General features: G+C 33.1%; 13 protein-coding genes. 4 read left to right on the forward strand and 9 right to left on the reverse strand.

What is annotated here, in order from left to right; translation table 11 throughout:
- Positions 1–82: 82 nt before the first annotated feature.
- The 7 genes from murD to mraZ form a co-directional block, all read right to left on the reverse strand.
- Positions 83–1,420, reverse strand: a complete 1,338-nt coding sequence (gene murD / locus APS56_RS08470) for a UDP-N-acetylmuramoyl-L-alanine--D-glutamate ligase (RefSeq protein ID WP_054727159.1) — start codon at positions 1,418–1,420, stop codon at positions 83–85.
- 72 nt (positions 1,421–1,492) lie between these two features.
- On the reverse strand, positions 1,493–2,734 hold the full coding sequence (mraY, locus tag APS56_RS08475) for a phospho-N-acetylmuramoyl-pentapeptide-transferase (protein WP_054727161.1): 1,242 nt from the start codon (positions 2,732–2,734) through the stop codon (positions 1,493–1,495).
- Positions 2,735–2,830: 96 nt separating this feature from the next.
- Positions 2,831–4,294: a UDP-N-acetylmuramoyl-L-alanyl-D-glutamate--2,6-diaminopimelate ligase gene (locus APS56_RS08480; RefSeq protein ID WP_054727163.1), complete on the reverse strand. Its 1,464-nt coding sequence runs from the start codon at positions 4,292–4,294 to the stop codon at positions 2,831–2,833.
- Positions 4,291–6,237: a penicillin-binding protein gene (locus tag APS56_RS08485; protein ID WP_054727165.1), complete on the reverse strand. Its 1,947-nt coding sequence runs from the start codon at positions 6,235–6,237 to the stop codon at positions 4,291–4,293. Before APS56_RS08485 ends, APS56_RS08480 begins: the two co-directional genes overlap by 4 nt.
- 63 nt (positions 6,238–6,300) lie before the next feature.
- Positions 6,301–6,618 (reverse strand): FtsL-like putative cell division protein, encoded by a 318-nt coding sequence (locus APS56_RS08490; protein WP_054727167.1) that lies wholly within the window; start codon positions 6,616–6,618, stop codon positions 6,301–6,303.
- An 85-nt stretch (positions 6,619–6,703) separates the two neighbouring features.
- Positions 6,704–7,600: a 16S rRNA (cytosine(1402)-N(4))-methyltransferase RsmH gene (gene rsmH / locus APS56_RS08495; protein WP_054727169.1), complete on the reverse strand. Its 897-nt coding sequence runs from the start codon at positions 7,598–7,600 to the stop codon at positions 6,704–6,706.
- Positions 7,587–8,057 carry a division/cell wall cluster transcriptional repressor MraZ gene (gene mraZ, locus APS56_RS08500; protein ID WP_054727170.1) on the reverse strand — a complete coding sequence of 157 codons (471 nt, stop codon included), beginning with the start codon at positions 8,055–8,057 and terminating at the stop codon, positions 7,587–7,589. Before mraZ ends, rsmH begins: the two co-directional genes overlap by 14 nt.
- 299 nt (positions 8,058–8,356) lie before the next feature.
- Here mraZ and APS56_RS08505 point away from each other — a divergent pair, with 299 nt between their 5' ends.
- Entirely contained in the window at positions 8,357–9,121 is a 765-nt protein-coding gene (locus APS56_RS08505) for an alpha/beta fold hydrolase (protein ID WP_054727172.1), read from the forward strand.
- A 130-nt stretch (positions 9,122–9,251) separates the two neighbouring features.
- Positions 9,252–9,863: a ribosome biogenesis GTP-binding protein YihA/YsxC gene (gene yihA / locus APS56_RS08510; RefSeq protein ID WP_054727173.1), complete on the forward strand. Its 612-nt coding sequence runs from the start codon at positions 9,252–9,254 to the stop codon at positions 9,861–9,863.
- A gap of 86 nt (positions 9,864–9,949) precedes the next feature.
- Here the strand turns inward: yihA and APS56_RS08515 are convergent, their stop codons facing one another.
- Together APS56_RS08515 and APS56_RS08520 are read right to left on the reverse strand one after the other, a co-directional pair.
- Entirely contained in the window at positions 9,950–11,044 is a 1,095-nt protein-coding gene (locus APS56_RS08515; protein WP_054727175.1) for an ABC transporter permease, read from the reverse strand.
- An 8-nt stretch (positions 11,045–11,052) separates the two neighbouring features.
- Entirely contained in the window at positions 11,053–13,188 is a 2,136-nt protein-coding gene (locus APS56_RS08520) for a carboxy terminal-processing peptidase (RefSeq protein ID WP_054731283.1), read from the reverse strand.
- A gap of 203 nt (positions 13,189–13,391) precedes the next feature.
- Between APS56_RS08520 and surE the strand changes: the two genes are divergently transcribed.
- Together surE and APS56_RS08530 are read left to right on the forward strand one after the other, a co-directional pair.
- Complete coding sequence (gene surE, locus APS56_RS08525) at positions 13,392–14,168, forward strand: 5'/3'-nucleotidase SurE (RefSeq protein ID WP_054727177.1); 777 nt, start codon at positions 13,392–13,394, stop codon at positions 14,166–14,168.
- Positions 14,161–14,445, forward strand: coding sequence for a hypothetical protein (locus APS56_RS08530; RefSeq protein WP_054727178.1), 285 nt, complete (start codon positions 14,161–14,163; stop codon positions 14,443–14,445). Before surE ends, APS56_RS08530 begins: the two co-directional genes overlap by 8 nt.
- The last annotated feature ends 39 nt before the right edge of the window (positions 14,446–14,484 follow it).

A 14,484-nucleotide genomic window follows, 5' to 3' on the forward strand; every position in this document is an offset into this window, starting at 1 on the left:
ACTAATCGCTGTTTGTTTTATTTTTTATAACACATAAAACACTTCAACAAACTCCGTTTGATATTTTTCTTTTCAATTTTATTTACAAGTTTCTTACTGCATTTTTAAATTGACGTCCTCTATCTTCATAATTTTCAAACAAATCAAAACTTGCACAAGCAGGAGACAATAACACATTATCGCCAGCTTCAGCAATTTTATAAGCAATTTTTACAGCTTCACTCATATACTGTGTTTCAACAATAACATCAACCATATTACCAAAGGTGTCAATAAGTTTTTCGTTATCAACCCCCAAACAAATAACCGCTTTTACTTTTTCGTTTACAAAGGAAAACAGCTCTTCATAATTATTCCCCTTATCAACCCCTCCTACAATCCAAACCGTTGGTGCATCCATACTTTCTAAAGCATAGTAGGTTGCATTAACATTGGTAGCTTTAGAATCATTGATATACTGCACTTTATTTATTTTTACTACATGTTCCAATCTATGTTCCACCCCTTGAAAATTTTCCAAACTCTCTCTAATGGTTTGCTTTCTTATTTTCAATAAATGCGCTACGGTTGAAGCCGCCATAGCATTTTTAATATTGTGTTTTCCTTCTAATGCAAGTTTTGCTGTCGGCATAATTATTTGATTATTATCTATGGTTATTTTTATATTCTCTTTATCTAAACACGCACCATTTTCTATTGTTTTTACTAATGAAAATGGCAATAATGTGGATTGAACCGGGTGCTTTTTTAAATGATTTACAATAGCTTCATCATCTGCATCATAAATTAAATAATCTTCTTTTGTCTGATTTTCTGCAATTCTAAATTTTGAAATGATATAATTTTCAAATTGATAATCATATCTATCCAAATGATCAGGAGTAATATTAGTCAACACTGCTATTTTAGGCTTAAAACCAATAATATCATCTAATTGAAAACTGCTTATTTCCAACACGTAATTGGGATGGTTTTTTTCTAAAACTTGCTTAGCAAAACTATCTCCAATATTTCCCGCCAAACCAACTTCTAACTCCTGCTTTAATAAGTGATGCGTTAGAGTTGCTGTAGTTGTTTTTCCATTACTACCTGTAATACCAACAATGGTTGCTGTTGTAAATTTGGAAGCAAATTCAATTTCTGAAACCACCAAAACACCCTTATCCCGTATCTGTTTTACTAAAGGAGCTTTATCTGGAATTCCAGGACTTTTCATTACAATATCTGCATTCAGAATTTTAGATTCAGTATGCTGCTCTTCTTCCCATTCAATCTCATTATGTATAAGAACTTCTTTATAGTTATCCTTAATTTTTCCTTTATCTGATACAAAAACATCATAGCCTTTTTTCTGTCCTAAAAGCGCTGCACCAACACCACTTTCTCCACCTCCTAATACGACTAATCTGTGTTTTGTCATTCTGTTTTCATTTCATTAAACTTGCTTCAATCAACTTGTTCTCAAGACAAGCTGATTTGGCACAAAAAATCATTATCTTATTTTCAATGTAACTATTGATAAAATTGCCAGTAATATGCCAATAATCCAAAAACGTGTTACTATTTTACTTTCGTGATATCCTATTTTTTGATAGTGATGATGTAAAGGCGACATTTTAAATATGCGCCTACCTTCACCATATTTTTTCTTGGTATATTTAAACCAACCCACTTGCATAATCACCGATAAATTTTCGGCAACAAAAATACCGCACAACACAGGAATCAGCCATTCTTTACGGACAGCAATAGCAATAACTGCTATAATACCCCCAATAGTCAAACTCCCTGTATCTCCCATAAATACTTGTGCTGGATATGTGTTATACCACAAAAAACCGATTAACGCTCCCACAAAAGCAGCAATATAAATAGTGATTTCCTCTACACGAGGGATATACATGATATTGAGAAAATCAGAAAAAATAATATTACCCGATAACCAAGCAAAAATTCCTAAAGTGAGTGCTATAATTGCCGATGTACCTGCTGCCAATCCATCAATACCATCTGTAAGATTAGCTCCGTTTGATACACCTGTGATTATAATAATAACAGCCAAAAGAAAAACAATCCAAGCATACTTTTCTAAGTCTGAACTTATCCACGTAATTAATTTTGAGTATTCAAACTCGTTTTCCTTTACAAAAGGAATGGTTGTTTTAGTTGATTTTATTTCACTTTCAAACAATTTCGCCGGCTCAATCTTTGGGTTTTCCGCCAACAAAGCTTGTCGCTGTTCCAACGGTAACTTTTCTTTTATAGTAACCTCTGGATGAAAAAACAAAGTTGTCCCCACTATAACACCAAGCCCAATTTGCCCCAATATTTTGAAACGCCCTTTTAAACCATCTTTATCTTGTTTGAACTTTTTAATATAATCGTCTATAAATCCGATAACCCCCATCCAAACTGTTGTAACAATCAATAGTATGATATAAATATTTTCCAATTTAGCCAACAACAACACAGGTATAAGTGTTGCCATAATGATAATAAGCCCTCCCATTGTTGGCGTTCCTGCTTTTTCTTGTTGCCCATCTAAGCCTAAATCTCTAATAGTTTCACCAACTTGTTGACGTTGTAAAAAACGAATAATACGTTTTCCATAAATAGTAGAAATCAACAAAGACAAAATCATGGCAAAAGCAGCTCTGGGCGTTAAAAACCCAAAGAGTGAAGCTCCAGGAAATTGAAATTCCTTTTCTAAATATTCAAATAAATAATATAACATCGTCTTTTTTTATTGAAATTCTTCGGCTATGCTCTGAATAACATTATTTTATTATTTCTTTACTAACTACACTTAGACCAATCTCAGTGTCTTTGATTATTTTTCTAATTGTTTTAAATACTCCTGTACTATTTTATAATCATCAAAATCAAAACGCTCTCCTTTAATTTCTTGATAAGTTTCATGACCTTTTCCTGCGATGAGTATAATATCATTGGGTTGAGCTAATTGACAAGCAGTTTTAATAGCTTGTTTTCTATCCACTATTGAAAGTATTTTTTTAAAATTTTGAGGCTCTACACCTTTCTCAATCTCTTCAATAATAGTTTCAGGAACTTCGCTTCTTGGGTTATCACTTGTAAAAATAACTTTGGAACTTAAAGCTGAAGCAATGCGTCCCATTTTTGGTCGCTTAGTTTTATCTCTATCGCCTCCACAACCTACTACTGTAATTAGTGTTTCATTTTTAGTACGAATACTATTAATGGTTTCTAATACATTTTGCAAAGCATCTGGCGTATGAGCATAATCAACAATTGCAGTTATTTTTTCATCAGAAATTAGATATTGAAATCTCCCACTCACACTTACTAATTCACTAATCAATCGAAGTATTTCTACTTTTTCTAACCCTAATAACTCCGCAGTAGCATAGATAGCTAATACATTGTAAGCATTAAAATTTCCAATTAAACGTGTCCAAACTTCACTTTCATTAACTTTTAATAGCAATCCACTAAACTGATTTTCTAAAATCTGCGCTTTATAATTAGCGTAATTTTTTAATGCATAGGTACATTTTCGTGCTTTTGTATTCTGAAGCATCACCAAGCCATTTTTATCATCTGCATTCACAATAGCAAATGCTTCTTTTGGCAACTTATCAAAAAATGATTTTTTTACATCTCTATATTCCGCAAAGGTTTCATGATAATCTAAATGATCGTGAGACAAATTTGTAAAAACACCACCTACAAAATGAAGCCCTTCCGTTCTATTCTGATGAATACCATGCGAACTCACCTCCATAAAGCAAAACTCCACACCCTCATCATTCATTTCTTTTAAATACTTATTAATAGTAACAGAATCTGGAGTGGTATGCGTAGCTTTATATTCTTTTTCATCTACCATTATTTTAACCGTAGAAAGCAACCCTACTTTATATCCAGCTTTTTTAAACAATTGACACAATAATGTAGCAATGGTTGTTTTTCCATTTGTACCAGTAACCCCAATTAGTTTCAGGTTTTCAGAAGGCGTGCCATAATAATTCGCAGCCATAAAAGCCAATGCTTGACTTGCACATACAACTTCCACATAGGTTATCCCAGCATTCAACTCGTCTGGAAGCTCTTCACAAACAATGGTATTCGCACCATTTTCCAAAGCTTTACCTATATATTTATGACCATCCACTACACTTCCTTTAATTGCTACAAACATGTCATTTTCAACAACGCGCCTTGAGTCAAAATGAATCGCATTAATAGCAACACTTGTATTACCAACAACAGCGTTAATTGGAACTTTATAAAGTATGTCTTTTAATACATTCATGAATTTTTCAAAATAATAATTTCATTTTTCTTTACTTTCTCACCTTTATTCACAGATTGAGTTTGCACAAGGCCAACACCCTCAATTTTTACTTGCAGCCCCATGTTTTCTAATAATGCCATTGCATCCATCACTGGCAACCCCACTACACTTGGCATAATTGTTTTGTAATTCTGAGCTATATTATAATACCTCTCATACTCTTTTTCAGCCGAAGCGTTTTTCACTTCAAGGCTTTCAACTTCATCTATAATAGGCGTGTCTGTGAATATTTTTTGAGCAATTTTTTTAAATACTGGACCTGTAACATCAGCACCATAATACCCTTTTTTAACACTAGGCTTATGAATAACAACAATACATGAATATTTAGGATTATCTGCGGGGAAATAACCTGCAAACGAAGAAATATAGCGTCTATTTTCTTTCCAATCTTTCATCCAATATTCTGTTTGTGCAGTTCCTGTTTTTCCTGCCATAGAAAAGTATGGAGAATACAAAGAGTTACCCGTACCTCGATCTACCACATTTTTTAAAATATCTTGAATTTCTTTTAAAGTTTTATCCGAGCAAATTTTCTCTACAACAACATCTTTTTCAAAAGTCTCTATTACCTTATCTAATTCTTTTACTTCCCTGATAAACCGAGGCTTTACCATAACTCCATTATTTGCAATAGCATTATAAAATGTTAAAGTTTGCAAAGGTGTCAACTTTAGATTATACCCATACGCCATAGAAGGCAGCGCGTTTCTACTCCAAATTTTATCTCCTGGTTGCGGTATCACTGGTTTTGCTTCTCCTATAATTGCTAACCCTAAGGGTTTATCTAATTTCCAATCATGTAAACGGTCTATAAATTTTTGAGGCCTTTCTGAGTACCCTTCATCTATAATAGTTGCTATACCAATATTAGAAGACACTTCCAACGTTCTTGCTGCTGAAATTTTCCCATGACCATGAGTATCATAAATACCACGCCCATAAAATTGTTTATAACCTAATTTTGTATCAATAACGGTTGCTGTATCTACAACTTTATCCTCCAAGGCTGCCATCATAGACATGACCTTAAATGTAGATCCGGGTTCATGCGCTTCACCCACCGCGTAATTTAAGCGTTCATAATAATGTCCGTTTTCATTTCTACCTAAATTGGAAATTGCTCGAATCTCACCTGTTTTAGCCTCCATTACCACCACACAACCATGCTCTGCCTCATACTCTTCCAATTGCATTAAAAGCGCATGATGAGCAATATCTTGAATATTAACATCTATTGTAGTATAAATATCATAGCCATCTTTAGGCTCAATTTCATTAGCATCGTTTAAAGGCTTCCATTGCCCTTTACCTATTTGCTGTTTTTTTCGTTTCCCATCCACACCCCGTAAATACTTAATACCATAGGCTCCATCAATACCTGGGCGTGTTACATTACCATCTTCATCAGTACGTTCATAACCAATTGTTCGCTGTGCAATACCTCCCATAGGATGCTCCCGCTTTGTTGTTTGCTCAACAATCAACCCTCCTTTGAAGGCCCCTAATTTTAACAACGGAAAATTTCGTATGCGTATATAATCTGAATAGCCAATGTTTCTTGCCAACAAATAATACCTATTTTTATTAGCTCTTGCTTTTCTAATAGCTTTTTGATAATAACCTGAAGACTTTCCTGAATATTTAGAAAGCGAATCAGACAATGGTTTTAGATTTTCTTCAAACACCTTACTTGACGGAGTAAGCGCATCCAAACGAATATCATATTTAGGTATAGAAGTTGCTAATAAATTACCATTTACTGAATACACATTTCCCCTGTTGGCTGGAATGGTTACATCTTTAACCACACGCTCACTTGCCATAGCTCGATATTTTTCACCCTCTACAAACTGTATATTCACTAATTTGAACAACACAAGAAGCCCGAAGATGAACATACATCCTGCTATAAAATACAATCGGTTTAATATGTTCTTCTCACTTATTGCCAAGACTGAACTTTAATTTTGGGATTTAACTTTTATCTTTTTTGGCGGAATTACCGAGGGCGCCAAGCCTTTTTTTTTCATTTTTTTTACGACTGCCGATTCCATTTTGAGCCGCATTAATTTGGATCGACCATCAACAAATGCTGATCGCATCTCCTTTACTTCATTATTTAATCTTGCAATATCATATACTTTTTTATCGGCACTATGTGAACTTGCAATCATTATTATAGCTAAAACAGAAATAAAAATAATCCCTCTCCAATTTTTAAAAGAATCATCGCTTACTAAAAATGTTCCTTTTAATATGCTATAAATATTTTTTTTCATTTCATTTTAAATTATAGCTTCAACTTACTTCAACTCCACACAGGTTACTCAACCATCAAAACCAACCTTCACCTAGCAACCAGTATTATAATTTTTCAGCTATCCGAAGTTTTGCACTTCTTGCTCTGTTATTTAATTTTATTTCCTCTTTACTCGGCACTATGAGTCCGTTGACTTTTTTTAGAGGCACTTCAAAATTTCCGAATACATCACGCTCTGGCTCCCCTTCAAACAACCCATTTCTTATAAAACGCTTTACTAACCTATCTTCTAAAGAGTGGTAGGATATAAAACTTAATCTTCCACCATCATTCAGCAACTCCGGAGTTTGCTCTAAAAACTCTTTCAAAGCTTCAATTTCCTGATTTACTTCTATCCGAATGGCTTGATATATTTGAGCCAATACCTTATTCTCATGTCTAGGTGGCAAAAACTTCTGCAATACTTTTTTTAATTGATTACTTGTTTTAACCGGACCATCTTTTCTATGCTCTACAATGAGTTTTGCCATAGCTGGCGCAGCTCTTAACTCGCCATACTGTAACAATACTTGTTTTAATTGTTCTTCCTCATAATCATTAACCACATTAAATGCAGATAATTCACTTTGTTGATTCATCCTCATATCCAAATCAGCTTCAAAACGCGTAGAAAAACCTCGCTCAGCTACATCAAACTGATGAGAAGACACTCCAAAATCCGCCAATATACCATCTACTTTCTTAACACCATAAAACCTTAAAAATCGTTTTATATACCTAAAGTTTTCATTAATTAATTGAAACCTAACATCCTCAATTGTATTTCCAAGAGCATCTAAATCTTGGTCAAAAGCAAATAATTTACCTTTTCCACCTAATCGATTTAATATTTCTCTACTATGTCCGCCACCACCAAAAGTAACATCCACATAAACGCCATCCTCTTTAATATTCAACCCATCAACGGTTTCCTTCAACAATACAGGGTTATGATATTCCATCTTCATCGTCATCTTGTCCCATTACCTCTTCTGCTAAATCGGCAAAATCGCCTGTAGCATCATCAATGGCTTGTTCATACTTATCTTTATCCCAGATCTCAATAATATTGATTGCTGGAGAAATCACTATATTTTTTGAAATCCCAGCAAAAACTGTTAAATCTTTCGGAATCAACAAACGCCCACTTTTATCCACTTCCACAATTCTGGCTCCGGCGCTAAAACGACGAATAAAGTCATTGTTTTTCTTTTTAAATTTATTCAACTTATTCATTTTCCGCATCAAAATCTGCCACTCCTCCATGGGATACAATTCCAAACAAGGCTGAAATACCGAACGACGCAATACAAACCCTGATTCTAAAATAGAATCCAATTGTTTTTGCATGCCACTAGGCAACATAAGCCTGCCTTTGGCATCCACTTTACAATCATATGTTCCTATTAACGTGTTCAAAATCGGTTATTTAACTACTTTTTAGATTAAGTCTCAAAGATATTGAAAATATTACCACATTTTACCACTTTACTACACTTTGTTAATAATTTTTCAACTAACAACCTCTTAATTTCACTTAAAAAAATACGTTAAACCCTTTTTTAATTGAATATCAAGCAATTACAACCCATTGTTTTTTATATTTAAAAACTGTTAATAATTATCTACTAAACATTTAATATGAAGCATTAATTAAAGTGAGGGAGTTATGAATGAAATACCTATATTTGTTTTTATTGAACTTACTGAAGTAATTAATGACGCACAGTTTAAAAAAAGAAAATAATTACAGCTATATTGAGGCAGGTGAAGGCACACCAATTATTGTTTTACACGGACTTATGGGAGGCTTAAGCAACTTTAATTCTGTAATTGAGTTTTTTAGCAAAAAAGGATATCAGGTAATTGTTCCTGAGCTACCGCTTTACACAATGTCTTTAATAAAAACCAATGTAAAAAATTTCGCAAAATACCTACATGACTTTATAGAATTTAAAGAGCTTGACGAAGTTATTTTATTAGGAAATTCTTTAGGTGGACATATCGGTTTATATCATACCAAATTATACCCTAAACGAGTTAAAGCCCTTATTATAACAGGAAGTTCAGGACTTTATGAAAGTGCAATGGGAAACGGCTACACCAAACGTGGCGATTATGAAGTTATAAAAAAGAAAGCTCAAGATGTTTTTTACGATCCTGCTGTAGCTACCAAAGAAATAGTTGATGAAGTTTACGAAACGGTAAACGACCGAAATAAATTAATTAAAACATTAGCAATTGCAAAAAGCGCTATTAGACACAACATGTCTGATGACTTACCAAAAATGCCTACTCCAACATGTATTATTTGGGGTAAAAACGATAATGTAACACCTCCTGAAGTTGCTAAAGAATTTAATGAACTTTTACCTGATTCTGAATTGTTTTGGATAGATAAATGTGGACATGCTGCTATGATGGAACATCCTGAAGAATTTAACCAGATTATGGGTGAATGGTTACAAAAAAGAAAATTCTAATAAAAAAATCAAATCCGCCTACAACTTTTACTAACGCTGTAGTAGGTGAATTAAAGTTCAATAAATGAGATTTCCTTATTCAGTAACACTATATGTACTGAACACATAGGAATGACAAAAAATTATTGTCATGAAAATTAAGTCTGCCGAGTTTATAATGAGCAATTCTGATGTTGAAAAATGTCCGAAAAGCAGATTGCCAGAATATGCTTTTATAGGCAGAAGTAATGTAGGAAAATCATCGCTCATCAACATGCTAACCAACCGTAAAAGCTTAGCAAAAACTTCTGGAAGGCCAGGAAAAACACAACTTATTAATCATTTTTTAATTAATAAAAACTGGCATTTAGTTGATTTACCAGGTTATGGTTATGCCCGAGTTTCAAAAAGTTCAAAAAAAACCTTTCAAAAATTTATTACTCAATATTTTAATCTTCGTGAACAACTTGTAACAGCTTTTGTGTTAGTCGATATTAGGCACAACCCACAACCTATAGACTTAGAATTCATGCAATGGTTAGGTGAACATGGTATTCCATTTTCTATTATTTTCACCAAAGCAGACAAACTAAAACCAATGGCTATTAAAAAACATGTTAATGACTATCAAACTATTCTATTAGAAAGTTGGGAAGAGATGCCTAATTACTTCATCACCTCATCTTCCAATGGCGTTGGACAGGATGACGTTTTGGGGTATATTGAAGAACTAAATGAAAATATGAAGTTGGATTCTATTTGAATTGTGTAAAACATTACCATTACACACTTTTATAAAAATAAAAAACTAATAATGAATAGCAAACCTAACCATATAAATTAAAATTTTCACCCTTTAACATCCAACGCATCCCGTAACGCATTCCCAATCAACATAAAAGCCATTACTAAACTCATAATACACAATCCCGGTATTAAGGCTAAATAGGGTTTCCCTAAAATAATATAATTATAGTGATCTTTAATCATAGCACCCCAGCTTGCCATAGGTGGCTGAGCTCCAATACCTAAGAAACTAAGACCACTTTCAATTAAGATAGCTGCTGCAAAATTTGCAGCCGATATAACAATAACTGGGGCCATAATATTTGGTAAAATATGCTTTGTAATGACTCTAAAATGGTTATAACCTAATGCTCTGGCAGCAGTAATATATTGCATTTCTTTAGCACTAATTATTTGCCCACGCACCACTCTTGCCACTTCTACCCACATGGTTAAACCCACAGCAATAAATACTTGCCAAAAGCCCTTCCCTAATGCCAAGGTAATAGCAATAACCAACAACAACGTTGGAATAGACCAAGTAACATTAATAATCCACATAATAATAGCATCTATTTTACCTCCAAAATACCCAGCAACACTCCCCATAAAAACGCCAATAATCAGCGATATAAAAACGGCCACAAAACCTATAAAAAAAGAAATTCTAGCTCCAACCAAAACACGACTTAATAAATCGCGACCGTATTTATCAGTACCAAAAATAAAGGTTTTTTCGTTTATAAAATCATCAACAGCATTATTTGGAAAAACTTTTAAATCTATAGTTTTTACGTTGCCTACCAAGCCATCAGATGCATACTCTGTGTAGATTAATTGATTATTATCAACTCTATAATCCATAATTGGAATTTCAGTATTGTTATTTTTTTTTCCAAAAAAGATTCTATCAAAACTGTTTTGTTGCGTTTTTAAACCAGAAGGAATAGTAAGCATTTTTACTGTAAAACCAGGTTTTTTGGAATGTATTGATAAATGCATCTGATTGGCATACTGAGAATTATCAGGTGCAAAAACATAAGCAAATACAGAAACCAAACCTACTAAAACAATAAACCACAAACTAAAAACGCCCCAAAAGTTCTTCTTAAACTTTTGGAGCGCTAATTGTTTTAATGAGCCTGATTGATTACTCATTGATATTACTATTTTTTTACGGTTGCCACTTTTCCAACCCTTGAAGTAGCTTTTAAATCTTCTAAAACATTTAAAGCTTCTTCAATATAAACGTCATGACTCAAACTTTCATGCCAACGTTCACGTTTTTCCCTTAAATCGGTTGTATCCTTTTCAAAAAGTGCTTTTTCATAATTAAGAGAATTAAAAGTTAAGTTAGATTTATAATCTGAAATACTATCAAAACGCTTTGCTTCCTCTTCATTTAAAGCTATTTGTTCTTTATAAGTTTTATAATTTAAACTTACCATAGTGTCATCAATCTTGCTTTTCACCCATTTTGCATTTTCTTCAATCAACTTCAATTGACTATTATTCTGCATACGAGCAGTACTATTACTTACCGCAGTATTATAATCAAAATAGTTTTCCCAGACTTCATAATCAGCAGCATCAATTTCATCCCAAGGCAACGGATTATCTTTATCCTTTTCTCCTACATTAATAAAACTAAAACGCCCAGGAACAGTAACATCACTTTTAACACCTTCCAACTGAACAGAACCCCCATTAATTCTATAATATTTTTGAGTAGTTAATGCCAAAGCACCTAAATCGCCACTGGTATTATTACTAACTAAATTATTAAGATTCAACACATTTTGAACTGTGCCTTTTCCATAAGTTTGCTTACTACCAATAACTATAGCTCGCTTATAATCTTGCATAGCTGCAGCCATAATTTCAGAAGCTGAAGCCGATAATTCATTCACTAAAATAACCAATGGACCATCCCAAGCAATTGATTTATCTCTATCTTTCAAAACCTCTTTAGGCTCACCAGTAGAACGCACTTGTACAACAGGACCATCTTTAATAAACAACCCTGCCATATCTACAACCGCAGGCAAAGAACCCCCTCCATTATTACGCAAATCAAGCACTAAACCTTCCATCCCTTCAGATTTTAAATTTTCAATTTCTCGCTTAACATCAATGGCCGCATTTAAGTTCTTATAATCTTGAAAATCAACATAAAAAGCAGGCAAGTTAATAACCCCAAATTTCATGTTGTTTTTTTCAACAATAGATGCTTTGGCATATGTTTCACCCAGCTCTACTACATCTCTAATAATGACTACATCTTCAATAGTTCCATCTACTTTTTTAATAGTTAAGGTTACCTTAGTTCCTTTAGGACCTTTTATGTATTTAATAGCGTCATCTATACGCATTCCTACAATACTAACTGGATGCTCCTCATCTTCTTGTTTTACTTTAAGAATAACATCCTCAACCTCTAATTCTTTACTTCTCCATGCTGGACCACCAGAAATCAATTCTACTATTTTAATATAGTCCATACGTTTCTGTAATTTTGCACCGATACCTTCTAATTTACCAGACATTCGCATATCAAAAGCTTCTTTTCCGCGAGGAGGTAAATAGTACGTATGGGGATCAAACTCCTCCACAATGGTATTTACATATTCTGCAAACCAATCTTCACGAGATAAATCCTCTATACTATCATTAAAATAAATATCAATCGATTTAAATGTTGCTTCACGAGCTTCTTTTTCAATGATAGCTTCCGTTTTCATAACGTAAGTATCATCCTTTTTTTTCTTATTTTTTTCCTCTGTAAAAATATCGTCATAATTTGTAAGGGTAGAGAACTTTAGTTGTTGTCTCCACCGCTCAACCATCTCTTCTCTATTCTTAGCAAAACCCGTATTCTCATAATCTGTATCAAAAAATTCTACTTTAGTATAATCAAAAGGTTTAGACAAAACTTCTTTATAGATTTCCTTAGCTTCTGCAATACGCTTTAACATGCGCTCATGGGTTACATTAAAAAACGTAATATCGTATGCTTTTAATTGATCGTCTAAAGTTGTTTTATAATTTTCAAATTCTTTTATATCAGACTCATAAAAATAACGTTTTACTGGATCTATTTTTTCTATATAATCTGCAAACAATTCTTCTGAAAATGTATCATCCAAATTAATAGGATCAAAATGACCTTGTTCCAAAACATAGGTAATTACTTGAACTAACAATTTGTCTCTATTGGGATCTGTAAATTTTTTTGTAGTAAAACTGCATGACGCAAAGGCTAATAATAGCACCAACAACAATACAATGTGATTCCTCTTCATAATTTTTTTCATATTAAATCTATTAGAGATAATTAAAGGTATTACCGATTAATAAATAAAATTTAACGCATAATTTTTCACTAAAATAGAGAAAAAACCATGCCAACAAACATGAAGTTAGGCTAAATTTTTGTTAAAGCAAAGAATTAAGGGGATTATGTAAGGAATTATGTATTTTAGCGAGATTTTATGAAAGCACAGTTATGACAAAGAAACCATTAATTTTAGTTACCAATGATGACGGCATCAATGCTCCAGGCATCAGAACTTTAATTGACGTAATGCTAACCATTGGCAACGTAGTGGTTGTTGCTCCAGACAGCCCACAAAGTGGAATGGGCCATGCCATAACTCTCGACTCCACTCTTTATGTAGAACGTTTAATAGTTAACGGTAAAAAAACCAATGAATACAGCTGCTCCGGAACGCCAGCTGATTGTGTTAAATTAGGAATTAAAGAAATTTTAGATAGACGTCCAGATATTTGTGTTTCTGGAATTAACCATGGTTCAAATTCCTCTATAAATGTTATATATTCTGGTACAATGAGTGCTGCTTTAGAAGCTGGTATTGAAGGGATTCCATCTATTGGTTTTTCACTTTTAGATTATTCTTGGAATGCTAATTTTGAAGCTTGCAAAAAGTATGTTAAATTAATTACAGAAAATGTATTAAAACACGGTTTAACAAAAGGGGTTGTTCTTAATGTGAACATTCCAAATGTAGACCAGAAAGAGATAAAAGGCGTTAAAATTTGCAGACAAGCTAAAGCCAACTGGGAAGAAAAATTTGACAAACGCATTAGTCCACAAGGGCGTGATTATTATTGGCTTTCAGGAAAATTTGTTAATTTAGATAACGGAGAAGACACTGACGAATGGGCTTTAACCAATAATTATGTATCAGTGGTACCCATTCAGTTTGATTTAACTGCTCACCATAGCATACAAAACTTAAATACATGGGATTTAAATGATTAAAAAAGATATTTTTATAGGTATATTAGTTGGTTTAATTGCTAACAGTATTGGGCTGTATTTAGCAGCAACTCTGTTAGGAAATGGCGATGATTTTATAACCGTAATTAAAGCGGCCTCAAATGAAGGTTTTTTAGGCAAACTAATTAGTTTAGGAGCTATTTTGAATTTAATAGCTTTTTTTATTTTTATAAAAAAGAAACAAGATTATAAAGCCCGAGGTGTTTTATTGATTACTATTTTTGTAGCTGTATTTACGTTTATATTTAAGATATTTTAAACTGAAAAAAATTCAACTGTCACTGATATCAGTTACCAA

It is taken from the genome of Pseudalgibacter alginicilyticus (genome assembly GCF_001310225.1).
GTDB lineage: Bacteria > Bacteroidota > Bacteroidia > Flavobacteriales > Flavobacteriaceae > Pseudalgibacter > Pseudalgibacter alginicilyticus.